Below are 16685 nucleotides of genomic sequence, written 5' to 3' on the forward strand. Positions count from 1 at the left end.
ACCAGGACGACGACGATCCTGCAGAAGGACGAGCGGTCGGTGTGCAGATGGTGATTCGCGAGCCGACGCCGTCGCCCTCCCGATCCGGCGCCAGGGCCGTGACCGTCCTCGCGGTCGTGACCGCCGTCCTCAGCGGCTGCGCACTCGGACTGCCGCCGATCGACGGATCCGCACCACCGTCGCCCGCTCCGAGCGCCGTCCCGAGCGTCGACGGACCCGGTCAGGCCGTGCCTCTCGATCTCGAGGCGTTCGACGCGATCAACAGCGCGTCGGTCGCGTCGATCAGCGACCCGAGCGGCGCGGATCTGACGCGGGCGCTGATCGCCGGTGGCGTGGACCGGGCCGGTCTGGAGGTCACGGCCGACATCACGACCGCCGACAAGAGGGCCGATGCGGTCTTCGTCGCGGTGAGGGTCGGCGGCTCCTGCCTCGTGGGTCAGTACCGGCACAAGGCCTCGGGCGAGGACGGCGACCCGAGGTACCTCGGGGCGGTCGTCGCGCCGCTCTCGACCGGTCGGTGCCTGATCGGGGACCTGGTTCCCGTCGAGTGACGGGCACTCCTCGAAGACGTCGCTGCGCCCTTCATGATGATCGAGTAGCCCGCAGAGCGGGCGTATCGAGATCCACCGACAGCAGACGAGACGACTGCAGACTCGCCGTGCTGGGGACGGTGGGTCTCGATACGCCCCTTCGGGGCTGCTCGACCAGCATGCAATCGCGATATGCCCCTTCGGGGCTGCTCGACCAGCATGCAGTCGCGGCAGGCCCCTGCGGGCTGCTCGACCAGCAGGCAGTCGCGGCGGCGGTGCGCCGTCGCGTCACCGCTCGCCTCGCTCCCGACACGCCGGATGCGCGACGGATGTCGGCCGATCGGGAATGTCGGAGGCGCCTGGCAGTGTTCTGAGTCTCGTACCACCCGTCGCATCGACGTCACCCTGGCGATGCGCCCCCTCACGACGATCCCCTTCACGACCGGAGACGCACCAGTGACCGAGCGCACCCTTCCCGAGACCCGGCCCGCCGCCGCGACCGACACGCCCTCGACGGCGCTCGATCCGCGCAGCCGCCTGGTGATCAGCCTGCTGCTGGTCTCGGCCTTCGTCGTCATCCTCAACGAGACGATCATGAGCGTGGCGCTGCCCGACCTCATGCGCGACTTCGGTGTCGAAGCTCACGTGGGCCAGTGGCTGTCCACGGCGTTCATGCTGACGATGGCGGTCGTCATCCCGATCACCGGCTACCTGATCCAGCGGCTGCACACCCGCACGCTCTTCGCCGCCGCGATGACCCTCTTCAGCCTCGGCACGCTCAGCGCCGCGCTCGCGCCGACCTTCGAGGTCCTGCTGGCGGCGCGCGTCGTGCAGGCCGGCGGCACGGCGATCATGATGCCGCTGCTGATGACCACCGTGATGACCCTCGTGCCGCCGGCGATCCGCGGCCGGATGATGGGCAACATCTCGATCGTCATCTCGGTCGCACCCGCCGTCGGGCCGACGATCTCGGGCGTCATCCTCAACTTCCTCAGCTGGCGCTGGATGTTCTGGATCGTGCTGCCGATCGCCGTCGGTGCCCTGATCCTGGGCCTCCGCAAGGTCGAGAACGTCACCGAGCCGCGCAAGATCCCGATCGACTCGCTCTCCGTCGTCCTCTCGGTCTTCGGCTTCGGCGGCCTGGTCTACGGCCTGAGCAGCCTCGGCGAGGGCGGCGAGGCGATCGTCGCTCCCTGGGTGCCCTTCGTCGTCGCCGGTGTCGCGCTCGCCGCCTTCATCGTCCGCCAGCTGCTGCTGCAGAAGACCGACCGCGCCCTGCTGGACCTGCGCACCTTCTCCTCGGGCAACTTCACCGTGGTCATCGTGATGATGGCGGTGAGCATGTCGGCGCTCTTCGGCACGCTGATCCTGCTCCCGCTCTACACGCAGAACGTGCTCGGCCTCACCCCGCTCGAGACCGGTCTGCTGCTGCTGCCGGGCGGGCTGCTGATGGGTCTGCTCGCGCCGTTCGTCGGCCGCGGCTACGACCGCTTCGGCCCGCGGGTGCTGCTGGTGCCCGGCTCGATCATCGTGGCCGGTGCGCTCTGGGGCTACACGACGCTCGACGAGAACTCGGTCTCCTGGTTCATCCTCTCCCTGCACGTGGTGCTGAGCCTCGGCCTCGCGCTGGTCTTCACTCCGCTGTTCACCGCGGGCCTCGGCTCGGTGCGCCCCGCGCTCTACTCGCACGGCAGCGCGATCATCGGCACGGTCCAGCAGCTCGGCGGCGCAGCCGGCACGGCGCTGTTCGTCACGGTTCTCTCGGTGCAGTCGGCCGCGCTCGCCCGCGAGGGCGTCGACGAGGTCGTCGCCACGGCGGGCGGCATCCACTCCGCGTTCGTCTGGGGAGCCTCGATCGCGACCGCCGCGATCGTCGCCGCCTTCTTCGTGAAGCGCCCCGCCGAGACGGACGGCCCGCGGCCGATGGTCGCGCACTAGGCCGACCGTCGGTGCTCCGCGTCCGCGCGGGGCACCGGCTGTTCACCTCCGCGACACCGGGTGCCCCTACCGTGGCGCCCCGGCCGATTCGCTCCCGGACGCGCGGCCGGAACGGAGAGCACTCGTGAGCACGGACGCGCATCCCCAGGACCTCCTCGACGCCGGCGCCCTCGCCCCGGCACCGCGGACCCTGATCGACGTGCTCCGCGACACCGCCGAGCGCCACCCCGACGCCTCCGCACTCGAGGATCCCGCCGGCGCCCTCAGCTACCGCGAGTTGCTCGCCCGCGTCGTCTCCGCCGCCGCCGAGCTGACCGCCGCCGGGGTGCGTCGCGGCGACCGAGTGGGCGTGCGGATGGCGAGCGGCTCGCGCGAGCTCTACCTCGCGATCCTCAGCATCCTCGCCGCCGGTGCCGCCTACGTCCCGGTCGACGCCGACGACCCCGAGGAGCGGGCGCGACTCGTCTTCGGCGAGGCCGCCGTCCGCGGTGTCATCACCGGCTCCGGACGCTTCGAGCGCGCCGACGCGGAGCCCGCGCGGCTGTTCACCGGGTCGGCGCCGCACCCCAGCACCGCCTCGATCCCGCTGCTGCAGCCGCCGACCCTCGAGGACGACGCCTGGATCATCTTCACCTCGGGCTCGACCGGCACACCGAAGGGCGTGGCCGTCAGCCACCGCTCGGCCGCCGCCTTCGTCGACGCCGAGGCGCGCGTCTTCCTCCAGGCCGAGCCGCTCGGGCCCGGCGACCGCGTGCTGGCCGGCCTCTCGGTCGCGTTCGACGCCTCCTGCGAGGAGATGTGGCTGGCCTGGCGGCACGGCGCCTGCCTCGTGCCTGCGCCGCGCTCGCTCGTGCGCAGCGGGATGGACCTCGGTCCCTGGCTGACCACGCACGGCATCACGGTCGTCTCGACCGTGCCGACCCTCGCCGCGCTCTGGCCCGCCGAGTCGCTCGAGAACGTCCGCCTGCTCATCTTCGGCGGCGAGGCCTGCCCGCCCGAGCTCGGCCAGCGCCTGGCCGTCGACGGCCGTGAGGTCTGGAACACCTACGGCCCGACCGAGGCGACCGTCGTCGCCTGCGCCGCGCCCCTCGGCGGGGCCGGCCCGGTGCGGATCGGCCTGCCGCTGGACGGCTGGCGGCTGGCCGTCGTCGATCCCGAGGGCCGCCGCGTCGGCGAGGGCGAGGTCGGCGAGCTGATCATCGGCGGCGTCGGGCTGGCCCGCTACCTCGATCCCGCGAAGGACGCCGAGAAGTACGCTCCCGCGCCGACGCTGGGCTGGGAGCGCGCCTACCGCTCCGGCGACCTCGTGCGCTTCGAGAGCGCCGGACTCGTCTTCCAGGGCCGCGCCGACGACCAGGTCAAGCTCGGCGGCCGGCGGATCGAGCTCGGCGAGGTCGAGGCGGCGCTGCAGGGGCTGCCCGGGGTCTCGGGCGCCGCGGCCGCCGTCCGCACCACCGGCGCGGGGATCCAGGTGCTCGTCGGCTACCTCGCCCTCGCCGGCGGCCGTGAGCTCGACCGCGACGCGGCGCTGACGCGGCTGCGCGAGGAACTGCCGGCCGCGCTGGTCCCGCTGCTCGCGGTGGTCGACGAGCTGCCGACGCGCGTGTCGGGCAAGGTCGACCGGGCCGCTCTGCCCTGGCCGCTGCCCGAGAGCACCGCGGCCGACCCCGGGCTCGACGCCGGGACCGCCTGGCTCGCCGGACTCTGGCGCGAGGTCCTCGGCGTCCCGGTCGACGAGAGGGCGAACTTCTTCGACCTCGGCGGCGGCTCGCTCGCCGCCGCCCAGCTCGTCGCCCGGATCCGCGAGCAGGACCCCGAGTTCACCGTCGCCGACGTCTACGCGCACCCCCGGCTCGCGGCGATGTCGGCCGAGATCGCGAGTCGCGCGACCGGCGCCGGCGAGGTCTCGAGCCACCGGATCGCTCCGGTTCCGCGCCGGATGCAGGTGCTGCAGACCCTCCTCGGCGCGCCGCTCCTGGTGCTGAGCGGCGCCCGCTGGACGACGGTCGTGCTCACGGTCTGCGCCCTGCTCGACCTGCTGCCCGGCTTCGGCTGGCTGCCCACCGTGCCGCTGCCCGGGCTCGTCGTCGCGTTCGCCCTCTTCTGCACTCCGTTCGGCCGGATGGGCCTCACCGTCCTCGCCGCCCGCGCACTGCTGCGCGGCGTGCGCGCCGGCGACCACCCGCGCGGCGGCGGGGTGCACCTGAGGCTGTGGCTCGCCGAGCGGATCGCCCACCAGCTCGGTGCCGTCAGCCTCGCCGGAGCACCCTGGGTCGCGCACTACGCCCGCGCGCTCGGCGCCCGGATCGCCGACGACGTCGACCTGCACTCGCTCCCGCCGCTCACCGGGATGCTCACCCTCGGCCGCGGCGCCGCCATCGAGCCGGAGGTGGACCTCTCCGGCTACTGGATCGACGGCGACGTCCTGCGGGTCGGCGCGGTCCGCGTCGGCGCCGGCAGCACGGTCGGCGCCCGCAGCACCCTCCTGCCCGGCACCCGCATCGGCAAGAACGCGCAGATCGAGCCCGGCTCCGCGGTCTTCGGCCGGGTGCCGGCCGGCCAGCGCTGGGGCGGCTCGCCCGCACAGCGCCTCGGCAAGGCGAGCGCGGGCTTCCCCGCCGAGCGCCCGCCGCGTGCGACGCCGTGGGTCTGGGCCTACGCCGTCTCGGCGGTGGGACTCGCCGCTGTGCCGGTCGTCTCCTTCGCGGCGGGCCTCGGCGTGCTCGCCCTCGCCGTGCAGGGCGCAGCGGATCTCGCGGAGGCGCTCCCCCGCGCCGTCGCCGCCCTCGTCCCCGCGGTCGCCGTCACCGGCGTCGTGCTGGCGGGGCTGGTCGTCGTGCTCGTGCGCCTGCTCGGCCGCGGCGTCGAGGCCGGCACGCATCCTGTCCGCGGCCGGATCGGCTGGCAGGTCTGGTCCACGGAGCGCCTGCTCGACCACGCGCGCGCGCTCCTCTTCCCGCTCTACTCCGGCCTCTTCACGCCGGTCTGGCTGCGGCTGCTCGGCGCGAAGGTCGGCCGCGACGTCGAGGCCTCGACCGTGCTGCTGCTGCCCGCGATGACGACCATCCGCGACGGCGCCTTCCTCGCCGACGACACCCTCGTCGCCTCCTACGCCCTCGGCGGCGGCTGGATGCGGCTGGCCCGCGCGGAGATCGGCGAGCGCGCGTTCCTCGGCAACTCCGGAATGGCGGCGCCCGGCCACACGGTGCCGGCCGGCGGGCTGGTCGCGGTGCTCTCCTCCGCCCCGCGGAAGTCGAAGGCGGGCTCGTCCTGGCTGGGCTCGCCGCCGGTGCGGCTGCGGCGCACCGTGGTCGAGGCGGAGTCGGCGCGCACGTTCCGGCCGGCCGCGCGCCTTCGCGCCGCCCGGATCGTCTGGGAGCTGCTGCGCTTCGTGCCGGTCGTCGTCTCGATGGCGATCGGCCTCGGCGTCGTCGCGGCCCTGCTGGCGCTGATACCGGTGATCGGGGCACCGGCGACGGCGGTCGTCGGCGGCGTCGTCCTGCTCGCCGCCGGTGCGGTCGCCGCAGGTGTCTCGACCGCGGCGAAGTGGCTCCTCATCCAGCGCGTCCGCCCCAGCGAGCACCCGCTCTGGTCCTCCTTCGTCTGGCGCAGCGAGCTCGCCGACACCTTCACCGAGATGGTGGCGGCGCCGTGGTTCGCGCACGCCGCGGCCGGAACGCCCGCCCTCGTCTGGTGGCTGCGGAGCCTCGGCGCGCGGATCGGCCGCGGAGTCTGGTGCGACAGCTACTGGCTCCCGGAGGCCGATCTGGTCGATCTGGGCGACGGAGCGACCGTGAACCGGGGCTGCGTCGTGCAGACCCACCTGTTCCATGATCGAATCATGAGCATGGATCTCGTGAGTCTCGACGCCGGCGCGACCCTCGGCCCGCACAGCGTGATCCTCCCCGCCGCGACCATCGCGGCGCACGGCACGGTCGGCCCCGCCTCGCTCGTCATGCGCGGCGAGCTCGTGCCCGCCGGCAGCCGCTGGAGCGGCAACCCGATCGGCCCGTGGCGCGAGGTCCGCGTCGGCGACTACCACGCGCCCGTCGCGTGAGCGACGCGCAGACGGGACTGGAGACGGCGGGCGACCCGTACCTCCCCGGCATCGGCAACACCGGCTACCGCGTCGAGTCCTACGATCTCGACCTGGACTACCGGGTCTCGAGCAACCGGCTCGCCGGCCGGGCGACCCTGCGGATCGTCGCGCTGCAGCCGCTGCGCCGGTTCTCGCTCGATCTCAGCCGCCTCCGGGCGACGCGGGTGCGGGTCGCCGGACGCAAGGCGCGCAGCGACCAGGCGGCGCACAAGCTCCGGATCACCCCCGCCGAGCCGCTCGAGGCCGGCGCGAGCGCCGTCGTCGAGATCGAGTACGGCGGGCACCCCGGACCGCGCGCCAGCCACTGGGGCGAGCTCGGCTGGGAGGAGCTGACCGACGGCGTGCTCGTCGCCTCGCAGCCCTCCGGCGCGTCGACCTGGTACCCCTGCAACGACGACGTCGCCGACAAGGCGACCTACCGGATCCGGGTGAGCGCGGAGGAGGGCTACTCCGTCCTCGCGAACGGCGTCCTGCTCGAGACGAGCGAGCGCTCGGGCCGCCGCACCTGGCTGTACGAGCAGCGCGAGCCGACCGCGAGCTACCTCGCGTCGGTGCAGATCGGCCGCTACGTGCTCGAGGACCGCCTGCTCTCCGGAGTGGCCGTGACGCTGGCGCGCCCGGCCGCCCTGGCCGCCCGCGCCGCCCGCGACTTCGCACCGCTCAGCGCCATGCTCGCGTTCTTCTCCCGGGTCTTCGGCCCGTACCCGTTCCGCCAGTACACCGTCGTGGTCACCGCGGACGAGCTGGAGATCCCGCTCGAGGCGCAGGGCATGGCCGTGTTCGGCGCGAACCACGTCGACGGCCGCGGTGGCTCGGAGCGCCTGATCGCCCACGAGCTCGCGCACCAGTGGTTCGGCAACAGCGTCGGCCTCGCCCGCTGGCGGCACATCTGGCTGAACGAGGGCTTCGCCTGCTACGCCGAGTGGCTGTGGTCGGAGGAGTCGGGCGGACTCAGCGCCGACGCCCAGGCCCGCCGGCACCACGCACTCCTGCGGTTCCAGCGCCAGGACCTCGTGCTGGGCGACCCGGGACCGGTGGACCTCTTCGACGACCGCGTCTACAAGCGGGGCGCGCTGACGCTGCACGCGCTGCGGCTCCGGCTCGGCGACGAGGCGTTCTTCCGGCTCCTGCGCACCTGGACCGCGCGGCACGCGTCCGCCACCGCGAGCGAGGACGACTTCCGTGCGCTCTGCGCCGAGGTCGCCGGTGGCTCGGCGATCGCGGGCGGCACGGCGGCCTCGGCGGTCGAGTCGCTGCTCGACGCCTGGCTCGTCGACGTGCGGCTGCCGCCGCTACCGCCCGCCCGCTGAGACCAGCGAGTCCTCGAGCGCGTCGCCGTGCTCGCGGCGCCAGCCGATGATCGGACCGGCACCTCCGACGGAGTCGCCCAGCGCGACGCTGACCCGGAGCGACGGGTCGAGGTGCGGCTCGGCGAGCCGGAAGCGCGAGGAGTCGATCCGGGCTTCCGCGGTGAAGCGCGACTCGTGGATCCGGACGCGCCGCGGGTCGACGTCCAGCCCGCGGCCGTCGGCCTTCAGTGCGGCCTCGATGCGGGTCCAGTGCAGGATCGGATCGGCGGCGCGGAACCCGCCCGTCGCGAAGGGAGCGCCGGCGATCCGCGTGATCGCGACGCCGCGCTCGGGCGGACCCGCGACCGGCTCGACGTCGACCCCGACGACGCCCGCGCTGCTGGCCGCGACGACGACCGCGCCCGGGCAGTGCGCGATGCTGACGGAGAGGTGCTCGGCGCCCTCGATCCACGGGCGCCCGTGCGGACCGCCGCAGCGGGAGCAGCGGGCGGTGACCCGGATCATCGAGGCGGGCAGCCCCAGCAGCTCGCCCGCGAGCATCCGCAGCAGCACCCGGCCGAAGACGAAGCGCTCCGCCACCGCCGCCGACCCCGTCGCGCGGTAGCGCTCCCGCTCCGCCGTGCCGAGCAGCGGCAGCAGCCGCTCGGCGTCGAGGCGCTGCTCGTCGAGCGCGAGCCAGCGCAGGTGCACCCCTGGCAGATCGCGCACGCCGTCGTCGTTCCTCATCCCGTCCCCCACGGTCGTGTCCCCCATGATCCCGTCCCCCCGGTCCGGCGCTACTCGGCGGCCCGAGCGGTCGCCGCGTGCTCGCCGCGCTCGTAGACGTCCGCCGCCGAGCCGACGATCAGCGGATCGGGTCCGAGCGGCGACACGACCTCGTCGTCCCGGCCGTCGTAGTCGTACAGGCTCAGCACGTAGCGCATGGCCTCGAGCCGGGCGCGCTTCTTGTCGTTGCTCTTGACGATGGTCCACGGCGCGTCGGCGGTGTCGGTCGCCGCCATCATCGCCTCCTTGGCCGCGGTGTAGTCGTCCCACTTGTCCAGCGAGGCGAGGTCCATCGGCGAGAGCTTCCACTGCCGCACCGGGTCGATCATCCGGATGGTGAACCGGGTGCGCTGCTCCTCGGCCGAGACCGAGAACCAGAGCTTGACCAGGTCGATGCCCTCGCCGACGAGCATGCTCTCGAACAGCGGCGTCTGCCGGACGAACTCGTCGTACTGCTCCGGAGTGCAGAAGCCCATCACGCGCTCGACCCCCGCCCGGTTGTACCAGGAGCGGTCGAACAGCACGATCTCGCCCGCGGCGGGCAGGTGCGAGACGTACCGCTGGAAGTACCACTGCGTGCCCTCCCGCTCGGTCGGCTTCTCGAGCGCGACGACCCGGGCGCCGCGCGGGTTGAGGTGCTCGGTGAAGCGCTTGATGGTGCCGCCCTTGCCCGCGGCGTCGCGCCCCTCGAAGACGACGACCAAGCGCCGGCCGTGCTTCTTGATCCAGTTCTGGAGCTTGAGCAGCTCGATCTGCAGCAGCCGCTTGCCGGCCTCGTACTCCTCGCGCGACATCCGCTCGTCGTAGGGGTAGCCCTCGCGCCAGGTGTCGACCTGCGTGCCGTCGCGGCGCAGCAGCACCGGATCGTCGTCGTCCTCGTCGAGCACGACGAGGTCGCGGGCGTCCTCGGGCGTGAGCGAGCGGAGCAGCTCGGGCGTCGGCACGAGGGCGCCGCGGGGAGCGGCACCGGGATTGGCGCCGGGAGCGGCGTCGAGGACGGCGTCGGGGCTGAGGGAGCGATCGGAGACGGAGGGCACGGAGCGACGCTAGGGGCCCCGAGCGACGCCGGGGTGAACGGCCGGTGTCCGCCCTCTCGCGCCCGCGCGTACCCGGACGTACCCGGACGTACCCTCGTCGCATGTGCCGGAACATCCACACCCTCCACAACTTCGAGCCCGCCGCCTCCGACGAGGAGGTGCACGCCGCCGCCCTCCAGTACGTCCGCAAGATCAGCGGCGCCACCCGCCCGTCGAAGGCGAACCAGGAGGCGTTCGACCGCGCCGTGGCGGAGATCGCCCACATCACGGGCCACCTCCTCGAGGACCTGGTGACGGCCGCCCCGCCGAAGGACCGCGAGGTCGAGGCGGCGAAGGCCCGCGAGCGCTCGGCCCAGCGCTTCGCGACGGCGTGAGGTGCGACGCACGCGCCGGCCGATCCGGGAGAGGCACGCGCTAGCCGATCAGGTAGACGAAGCCGCGACCCGACCGCGCGATCCGGGACGCGAACTCCACGGCGCGGTCCAGGTACTGCCCGAGCTGCTCCCCCTCGGGGTGCTGCGGCAGGCCCTCCTCGAGCTCCTGCCGGAGCGCGAGCAGATCGTCGGCGATCTCGGCGACCTCTCCCGGCGGAACGGCGCGCACCCACGGATCCCAGCACATCCCCCGCAGCGACACCCGGCCCTCCAGCATCCGGTGCGCCGGCCGCGGCGGCTGCTCCGGCGAGCGCGGAGCGGTCAGCGCCTGCAACCCGGACCACGCCCGGTCGAGGAAGAGCATGTCGTCCTCCGGCACCGGCTGCGGCAGATCGGCGGCGTCGATCTCGGCGCCGTGCGGCATCCCCCAGGCGCCCGCCAGGGCGGTCTCGCCGATCACGCTCCGCGGGTCGGCGAGCGCGCGCTCGGTCAGATCGGCATCGAAGGCGTAAGCGTAATAACGGATTCCCATGCGTCGATGGTGGCGAGCGCCGCGCTCGCTCCGGCGTCGGATCCCGAGATCTGGGGAGGGCCGAGCGATCACGCGGCTGTGGAGGGACGAGCGACCGCTTCTTTTCCCGGACTCGTTCAGGCGTCGAAGGCCGCCGGCGGCAGGTCCGTCTCGCCGTCCTCGACGGCGCGGACGATGCGCGCCGCGACCGTCTCCGGCGAGTGCCCCGCGCCGAAGCGCGGAGCCGTGCCCGCCAGCGGGTGCTGCGACAGCGCGGTCTCCGTGTGGCCGGGCCGCGCGTCGAGCAGGAGGACGCCCGCCTTCCGGTACTCCCGGGCCGATGCCCGGACGAACGAGGACAGGGCCGCCTTGGACGCGGAGTACGCCGCGAGACCGGCGGTCGGCGCCTCGGCGACCACCCCGCTGATCGTGACCGCGAAGGGCCGATTCCCCGAGGCGGACAGGGCGGCGAACGACGCCGTGAGCACGCGGATCGGCGCCAGAGCGTTCACGTCGACGAGCTCCTCGAGCACCGCCGGATCGAGCTCGGCCGAGGGGCCGAAGGCGACGACGCCCGCCGCGACGACGACGCCGTCGAGTCGCCCGTGACGGCGGAGGACCTCGTCCACCAGGCGCTGCGGGGCGTCCTCGCCGAGGAGATCGGCGACGAGCGGCGCGTCGCCGAGGTCGGCGGCGCGGCGCCCGGAGCGGACCACGGTCGCGCCGCGCTGCTCCAGCTCGTCCGCGATCAGCCGCCCGAGCCCGCCGGAGGCACCGAGGACGAGGACGACGGAGCCTTCGAATCGAGTCATGTCCGAAGCGTAGACGGGGGGTCTGGCGCGAATCGCCTCTACCGGGAGGCGAGGGCCGTCAATACGGTGGATCGCATGTCGCGTCCGGACACCTGCGCCGTGCTCCACCGACTGGTGGAGGTCCTCGAGGACCCCGCGCCGATCAACCCGGGGCACGCCCGGCACGTGAGCGGACTGCTCGCCGGCGCCCTCGACTCCGCCCCGGCCCTCCGCGACTGCGCCGGCGCCCCGGCGCAGCTCGTCGCCTTCGCGACGGAGGACCCGGCGGACGAGAACCCGGCCCTCTGAGCACACCGACCGCCACCGCGACACCCGGCACGTCGCCGCTTCGCCCCACTCCTCCGAAGTCGCGGTAGTCGAGCGCGAGTACCGCGACTTCCGCGGACTCGGAGGTGCCTCTGCCTCCCGGCCTCGCTCCACTCCCCGAGAGTCGCGGTAGTCGAGCGCGACTACCGCGACTTCCGCGGAGTCGGGGCCTCCCCCGCCGAGCGGAGGGACGCCGCGGGCCCCTCGTAGACTCGACAGGCCGAGAGAACGGGGACCCGGTGGATGACGAACGCGCCGCACCTGCGGGCTGGTACCGCGATGACGCCCACCCGGGGTCGATGCGCTGGTGGGACGGCACCGCCTGGACCGACGCCCGCCGCTCCGCGGAGGACTCGGCACCCGGCGACCCGGACGAGCACGAGCAGCGCAGGCTGCCGGAGACCGCCTCCGAGCACGTCGAGTACCGCCTCCCCCACTCCGCAGGCATCCCCACCGTCGACGCCGTCGACGAGGCGGAGCGGATCGAGGAGATCGCGTCCGTCATCGGCCGCCCGCTGCGCGTGGGCGAGATCTCGAATCAGATCCTCGACGTCGTCCTCGTGCCCGAGCCGGACCACCCCACCGGCACTCCCGCCGTCTCGGTCCGCGCCGGCGGACGCGTGATCGGCTACCTCCCCGACGCCTACCGCCGCGCTCCCGCGCTTCCCGGGCTCTCCCGCGTGGTCGCGAGTCGCGCCGCCCCCACCACCACCGCCCGGCTCCGCGCCGAGCGGACGGAGGAGGGCCTGCGCGCCTCGGTGAAGGTCGCCCTTGTCGCCCCCGAGCTCCTCGTGCCGCTCAACGCGCCGCCCCAGGAGCGCTACTCGATCCTGCCCTGGGGCCGCGCCCTGCAGGTGCAGCGCGAGGACGAGCACTTCGTCCGTCTGACCGGCGTGGTCCCCGGGGGCGGCCGCGGGCTCCTCCTCGTGACGCTCCACCCCGTCGGCGGCCTCGTGGAGATCCGCCTCGACGGCGACCGCGTGGGCGAGCTGACCGCGGCGATGTCCGAGCAGTTCGCGCCCACCCTCCGCCACCTCGCCGGCCTCGGCCTCACCGCCGTCGCCTACTGCTCTCTGAAGGGCTCGCCGCTGAAAGCCGAGTTGACGCTGCAGGCGGCCCGCGCCGCAGAGCTGCCCGCGGACTGGGTCGACGGCCGCCCGGCGATCCTCCCCCGCCTGATCCCCGGCGCCTCGGAGGCCCCGCCCGCCTACGTCGCGCCGCTGCGCCCGACCCCGCTCACCTCGGAGGCGAGGGCCCGCTCGGTCCGGAAGACCGTCGCCTGGGTGGTCGTCGGCGTCTGCACGCTTGTCGGCCTCTCCAGCTGGATCATCGGCGACGTCCTCAACTGACCCGACGGAACACGGGCTACTCGACGGCCCGCGTCCACGATTCGAGCAGCCTCGCCGTGCCCTCCGCAGTGTCGGAACCGGTGGCGACGCAGATGACGAGGTCGTATGCGTCGTCCTCAGGGGCGTCCAGTTCGAGTCCGTCGAGCCCGAGGAAGACGACGACGGACATCCGGTCGAGCCGAGGAGACCACGATCGCGGGTGGGCGGCACCCCGGATCGCAGGGCCGGGGCGAGCAGGTCTTCGAGCCGCAGACATCGCACCTGTCGCGAGTCCCTCACCGAACTACTCAGCGAGCCGATCGAGCAGAGCCGCATACCGCGCTCGCCCACGGGCGGACAGCGCAGCGACGTTGTCGCGGTGCGCGCGTCGATCAGCTGCCTCGAGGGTGGCGCGCACCGCCGCCTCCTGCTTGCCGATCCCCTGCGCCTCCGTCGGCCCGGTCGGCGAACTGTCCTGCGCGTCGGTCGGCCGAGGAGTCCTGGCCATGACCTGATCATACCGAGGTGGGATCGCGCGCGCAGGGAAGTGCGCGATCCGCGAGGATCCGAGATCACCCGAACCCGAGAAGAAGAGACGTCAGCTCTGGGGCTTGGTGTCGACAGACAGATATCCAGCGACCTCGCGGAAGTAGTCGTGCCCTCGCCACGCGTCGAGGTCGCCGATGACGAACAGTCGACGGCTGGCTCGACTGGCCGCGACGTTCACGAGGTTGACGGAGGAGGCGGCCCACGCGCGAGCCCCCGGTGAGCTCGGATCCCCACCCAGGACCAGGAACACCACGGGCGCCTCCTTCCCCTGCGCCGTGTGGATCGTGCCCGCCGTGAGACCCGGATACTGCGTGGACAGCGCAGAGAGCCGATCGGCGACAGCGCGGAACGGCGAGATCGCGATCACCTGGCTCGGAGGGATCCCGAGCCCCTTGAGATACGACAGACCGCTCTCGAGGCGCGCGATCTGGTTCTCCTGGAGATGCGTTCCCGGTGTCGGAGCCGCTTCGTCGATCCACCGGCTCGTGACGACGCGCGGGCCGGCTTCACTGTCGAAGAGATCGGGCGCTTCAGGATGAGTGAGGTCGCGCTTCACGCCGTTCACCATGATGCCGTCGTAGGCGATCGCGTTGCAGAGGCTGAACATCGGGTCGTCGCAGCGGCGGTGCACGGTGAGCGGTGCACTCACCCACACCTGACGATCCGCCTGCGTGAGCGTCGTGCCGTACAAGGAGACCCTGTCGGCCAGGGTCTGCACCGACGCCTGCGGGGGAATCCAGGTGTCGTCCAAGCCGAACGCGGAGGCGATGTCGCGCTGAGCCCTCCGCGGCATCGTCACGACGGGCTGGAGCTGGAGGGGATCACCGACCGCGACGACTCGGCGCGCCCGCCAGATCGCTCCTGCGGCGTACTGCGGGCAGGCCTGGCCTGCCTCATCGATGAGGAGCCAGCCGATGCTCTCCTGACCGACGTCGCCGAACATCCGCCCGAGCGAGGCGAACGTCGTCGAGACCAGCGGGACGACGAGGAAGAAGAGCTGCCAGGCCGCCCGCCGCTTGGCCGGCTCGAGCCCGCGCGGCCCTCCGCCCACGACGATGTCGAGCGCCGCCCGCAGCCCAGGAATCATCTCGGCCGCCGTGTTCGCGAGGAGATCCCTGTGGAGGTCCAGTGCAGCGAGGAAGAGATCGGATCGGGCTTTGTCCAGCGCCGGGTCGAGCCAAGGGGCGCGCATCTCGCGGGCGTTCCCGGTCCACGCCTCGCCCGGGTATCCGGCACCGACCTGCTCCTCGTCGGCGGCGAGCTGCTGCCTCAGCCGGGCGAGGGACTCCGTCGCCTGCGCTCGCTCACGCCGAGCACTCGCGAGGTCGCGGTCGAGCCGCTCTCCGCGGTTGTCGATCCCGGCGAGCCGGGATCGTTCCTCGTCGCGGGCGGCGCTCGCCGCACGGGCCGAGGCCTCGACCGGCGTCAGTTCTCGACGCCAGTCGCGTCGTGACCGACCGAGGGACATGATCGTCGCGAGCACGCCGGGCCTCCGGGATCGGATGCGCTCCCGGGCGACCTCGATGCTCGCGAGGAGAGCGCTCGCACCGTCGACAGCGGCTTCGCAGGCGATCCGCTCCTCTTTCGCAGCGTCGAGGCGGGACCGGAGCGACGTGACGACCTCCGCGATCCGGTTCTGCTCCTCCACCGCTCGGGGAAGCGTCGAGTGGCGTGCCTGCTGCTCCCGCCGTTGTCCGAGCAGCGCCTCGACGCGCCGCTCCGCCTCCGCGAAAGCGTCCCGCGCAGCCTTCCACGAGCGAGGCGGGCCGGCACCGTCGCGCCACTCCTTGAGCAACGCCAGCATGCCGCCGGCCGGGTCCGGTTCGGAGGCACCGCTCGCCGAGCCCCGTCCGCCGAACCAGAAGGCCGACTGGAACGCGCTGCGATTGCGCTTGTTGCCGAGTCGCGCCGCCACCAGGCCCCACGCATCGACAGCCTCATCACCGGCGCTCCGGGACGCGGAAGCAGCGAGCACCTCTCGAGCGATGTCGGCGAAGTAGTCCGCCTCTTCGCTCCACAATGGGTCGATCGCCGTTCGCGCCGGGATCTCCGCCGTCACGTTCTCCACGGCCGCGTTGTTCGCGGAGGCGACGACCATCTCGTAGCCGGTCAACTCCGGCCGCACCTCCCGCACGGTGTGCGTGCGGCCGTCACCCGCCTTCCAGCCGTGGGTCTTCGGGCCGAACGCGTCCTCCGCTCGCTCCAGGGCGGCGAGGCGGCGGGCCCGCTCGACGACGTTGCCCGCGAGTATGTCGCGGAGCATCGTCGTCTTGCCCGTGCCGGGCGGTCCGTTCACGCCCATCAGTCCGCGCCCGGGCCCGAGGTCGACCAGTGCCCGGTTCACCGCGAACTGCTGACGCAGGGAGAGACCGTGCTCGGGCGTGGACGGCCAGCGCCCGAGCGGAAGCCGTTCGACGACGACGCCGTCCTCGGTCGCCGCGTCGTCGAGCATGACATCGACGCGGGAGCTCTCGTCGAGCCGGCCCCCGCTGGTCAGATATCCGGTCAGCGCCTCGCCGCCGTGCCCCTTCGCGACCGCGGCGCGGACGGCCGCGAGGTCGTCGAGGAAGAGGCTGTTGAGGAAGTCGATGTCAGCCGGCTCGTCCTGGCGCCGGACGGAGACGGCGACGGACTGGATGACCGCGACGGGCGTGGCGAGCTCCGGCCTTCCGCTCACCCCCTGCACCTCATGAGCGAGCCGTGTCAGCGCGGTCAGCGATTCGGAGTCCTGTGCGGGGGCGGCGTCGCCCCGACCGCCCGGGCGCCTGCCCTCGTGCTCGTCCACCGCCTCTCGGAACGCCTTCACCGCCTCCGGGAAGCCCGCCGACCACTCCGGATCATCGATGCCGTGCGTCCCGATCCGCCCGACCGCCCACAGCGCGGACGAGAGGACCGCGGAGTCGACCGCCAGAACGCCGTCGGCACCCACGAGAAGGCCGGCCGCAGCGCTACGGCCCGCCGACCGTTCGTCGTACGCGTCCGTGTCCTCCCCGAACGCGCGCTGAAGGCTGTCGTAGGTCGATTCGAGGTCGTAGACACCCAGGTACACCGTGTGTCGCCACGCTCGCTCGGACCCGCCCACTCGCCGCGGAGTCGGCAGTACCTTCCACGGCAGCGGATCTCCCG

General features: G+C 73.4%; 14 protein-coding genes. 7 read left to right on the forward strand and 7 right to left on the reverse strand.

Annotated elements, in window-relative coordinates; all coding sequences use genetic code 11:
* The first annotated feature begins 47 nt into the window (after positions 1–47).
* From EDF43_RS04490 to EDF43_RS04510, 4 genes are all read left to right on the forward strand, one after another.
* A complete protein-coding gene (locus tag EDF43_RS04490; protein ID WP_165932474.1) occupies positions 48–551 on the forward strand; it encodes a hypothetical protein in 504 nt (167 codons plus the stop codon).
* Between the two features lie 390 nt (positions 552–941).
* Positions 942–2468: a DHA2 family efflux MFS transporter permease subunit gene (locus EDF43_RS04495; protein ID WP_123735304.1), complete on the forward strand. Its 1527-nt coding sequence runs from the start codon at positions 942–944 to the stop codon at positions 2466–2468.
* A gap of 124 nt (positions 2469–2592) precedes the next feature.
* On the forward strand, positions 2593–6525 hold the full coding sequence (locus EDF43_RS04505) for a Pls/PosA family non-ribosomal peptide synthetase (protein ID WP_132435793.1): 3933 nt from the start codon (positions 2593–2595) through the stop codon (positions 6523–6525).
* Complete coding sequence (locus EDF43_RS04510) at positions 6522–7877, forward strand: M1 family metallopeptidase (RefSeq protein WP_243646229.1); 1356 nt, start codon at positions 6522–6524, stop codon at positions 7875–7877. Before EDF43_RS04505 ends, EDF43_RS04510 begins: the two co-directional genes overlap by 4 nt.
* Here EDF43_RS04510 and EDF43_RS04515 read toward each other — a convergent pair.
* A complete protein-coding gene (locus tag EDF43_RS04515; RefSeq protein ID WP_165909018.1) occupies positions 7860–8603 on the reverse strand; it encodes a hypothetical protein in 744 nt (247 codons plus the stop codon). The two genes, EDF43_RS04510 and EDF43_RS04515, sit on opposite strands and share 18 nt — an antisense overlap.
* Before the next feature lie 50 nt (positions 8604–8653).
* On the reverse strand, positions 8654–9529 hold the full coding sequence (gene ppk2, locus EDF43_RS04520) for a polyphosphate kinase 2 (RefSeq protein ID WP_243582447.1): 876 nt from the start codon (positions 9527–9529) through the stop codon (positions 8654–8656).
* A 251-nt stretch (positions 9530–9780) separates the two neighbouring features.
* On the opposite strand from ppk2, the gene EDF43_RS04525 reads away from it, so the two are divergent.
* Positions 9781–10053: a DUF2277 domain-containing protein gene (locus EDF43_RS04525; RefSeq protein WP_123735301.1), complete on the forward strand. Its 273-nt coding sequence runs from the start codon at positions 9781–9783 to the stop codon at positions 10051–10053.
* A 40-nt stretch (positions 10054–10093) separates the two neighbouring features.
* Here the strand turns inward: EDF43_RS04525 and EDF43_RS04530 are convergent, their stop codons facing one another.
* Positions 10094–10585 carry a DUF1877 domain-containing protein gene (locus EDF43_RS04530; RefSeq protein ID WP_132435795.1) on the reverse strand — a complete coding sequence of 164 codons (492 nt, stop codon included), beginning with the start codon at positions 10583–10585 and terminating at the stop codon, positions 10094–10096.
* Between the two features lie 116 nt (positions 10586–10701).
* Complete coding sequence (locus tag EDF43_RS04535; RefSeq protein ID WP_132435796.1) at positions 10702–11376, reverse strand: SDR family NAD(P)-dependent oxidoreductase; 675 nt, start codon at positions 11374–11376, stop codon at positions 10702–10704.
* 75 nt (positions 11377–11451) lie between these two features.
* On the opposite strand from EDF43_RS04535, the gene EDF43_RS04540 reads away from it, so the two are divergent.
* Positions 11452–11664 carry a hypothetical protein gene (locus EDF43_RS04540; protein WP_123445428.1) on the forward strand — a complete coding sequence of 71 codons (213 nt, stop codon included), beginning with the start codon at positions 11452–11454 and terminating at the stop codon, positions 11662–11664.
* Positions 11665–11921: 257 nt separating this feature from the next.
* Positions 11922–13031 (forward strand): DUF2510 domain-containing protein, encoded by a 1110-nt coding sequence (locus EDF43_RS22100; protein ID WP_243646230.1) that lies wholly within the window; start codon positions 11922–11924, stop codon positions 13029–13031.
* Positions 13032–13047: 16 nt separating this feature from the next.
* Here the strand turns inward: EDF43_RS22100 and EDF43_RS04550 are convergent, their stop codons facing one another.
* The 3 genes from EDF43_RS04550 to EDF43_RS04560 form a co-directional block, all read right to left on the reverse strand.
* Positions 13048–13200, reverse strand: a complete 153-nt coding sequence (locus EDF43_RS04550; protein WP_207901628.1) for a hypothetical protein — start codon at positions 13198–13200, stop codon at positions 13048–13050.
* 114 nt (positions 13201–13314) lie between these two features.
* Positions 13315–13518 (reverse strand): CopG family transcriptional regulator, encoded by a 204-nt coding sequence (locus EDF43_RS04555; RefSeq protein WP_132435797.1) that lies wholly within the window; start codon positions 13516–13518, stop codon positions 13315–13317.
* 90 nt (positions 13519–13608) lie between these two features.
* Positions 13609–16608, reverse strand: coding sequence for an AAA domain-containing protein (locus EDF43_RS04560; protein WP_243646231.1), 3000 nt, complete (start codon positions 16606–16608; stop codon positions 13609–13611).
* Positions 16609–16685 lie beyond the last annotated feature (77 nt).

This window comes from Rathayibacter sp. PhB179 (genome assembly GCF_004345345.1).
In the GTDB taxonomy this organism is placed as follows: Bacteria; Actinomycetota; Actinomycetes; order Actinomycetales; family Microbacteriaceae; genus Rathayibacter; species Rathayibacter festucae.

Coding starts and splice junctions, on each gene's coding strand:
- EDF43_RS04515 (WP_165909018.1), bottom strand. CDS start 8,603: ATGAGGAACGACGACGGCGTGCGCGATCTGCCAGGGGTGCACCTGCGC.
- EDF43_RS04530 (WP_132435795.1), bottom strand. CDS start 10,585: ATGGGAATCCGTTATTACGCTTACGCCTTCGATGCCGATCTGACCGAG.
- EDF43_RS04540 (WP_123445428.1), top strand. CDS start 11,452: ATGTCGCGTCCGGACACCTGCGCCGTGCTCCACCGACTGGTGGAGGTC.
- EDF43_RS04525 (WP_123735301.1), top strand. CDS start 9,781: ATGTGCCGGAACATCCACACCCTCCACAACTTCGAGCCCGCCGCCTCC.
- EDF43_RS04550 (WP_207901628.1), bottom strand. CDS start 13,200: ATGTCCGTCGTCGTCTTCCTCGGGCTCGACGGACTCGAACTGGACGCC.
- EDF43_RS04555 (WP_132435797.1), bottom strand. CDS start 13,518: ATGGCCAGGACTCCTCGGCCGACCGACGCGCAGGACAGTTCGCCGACC.
- EDF43_RS04535 (WP_132435796.1), bottom strand. CDS start 11,376: ATGACTCGATTCGAAGGCTCCGTCGTCCTCGTCCTCGGTGCCTCCGGC.
- EDF43_RS04490 (WP_165932474.1), top strand. CDS start 48: ATGGTGATTCGCGAGCCGACGCCGTCGCCCTCCCGATCCGGCGCCAGG.
- EDF43_RS04495 (WP_123735304.1), top strand. CDS start 942: ATGCGCCCCCTCACGACGATCCCCTTCACGACCGGAGACGCACCAGTG.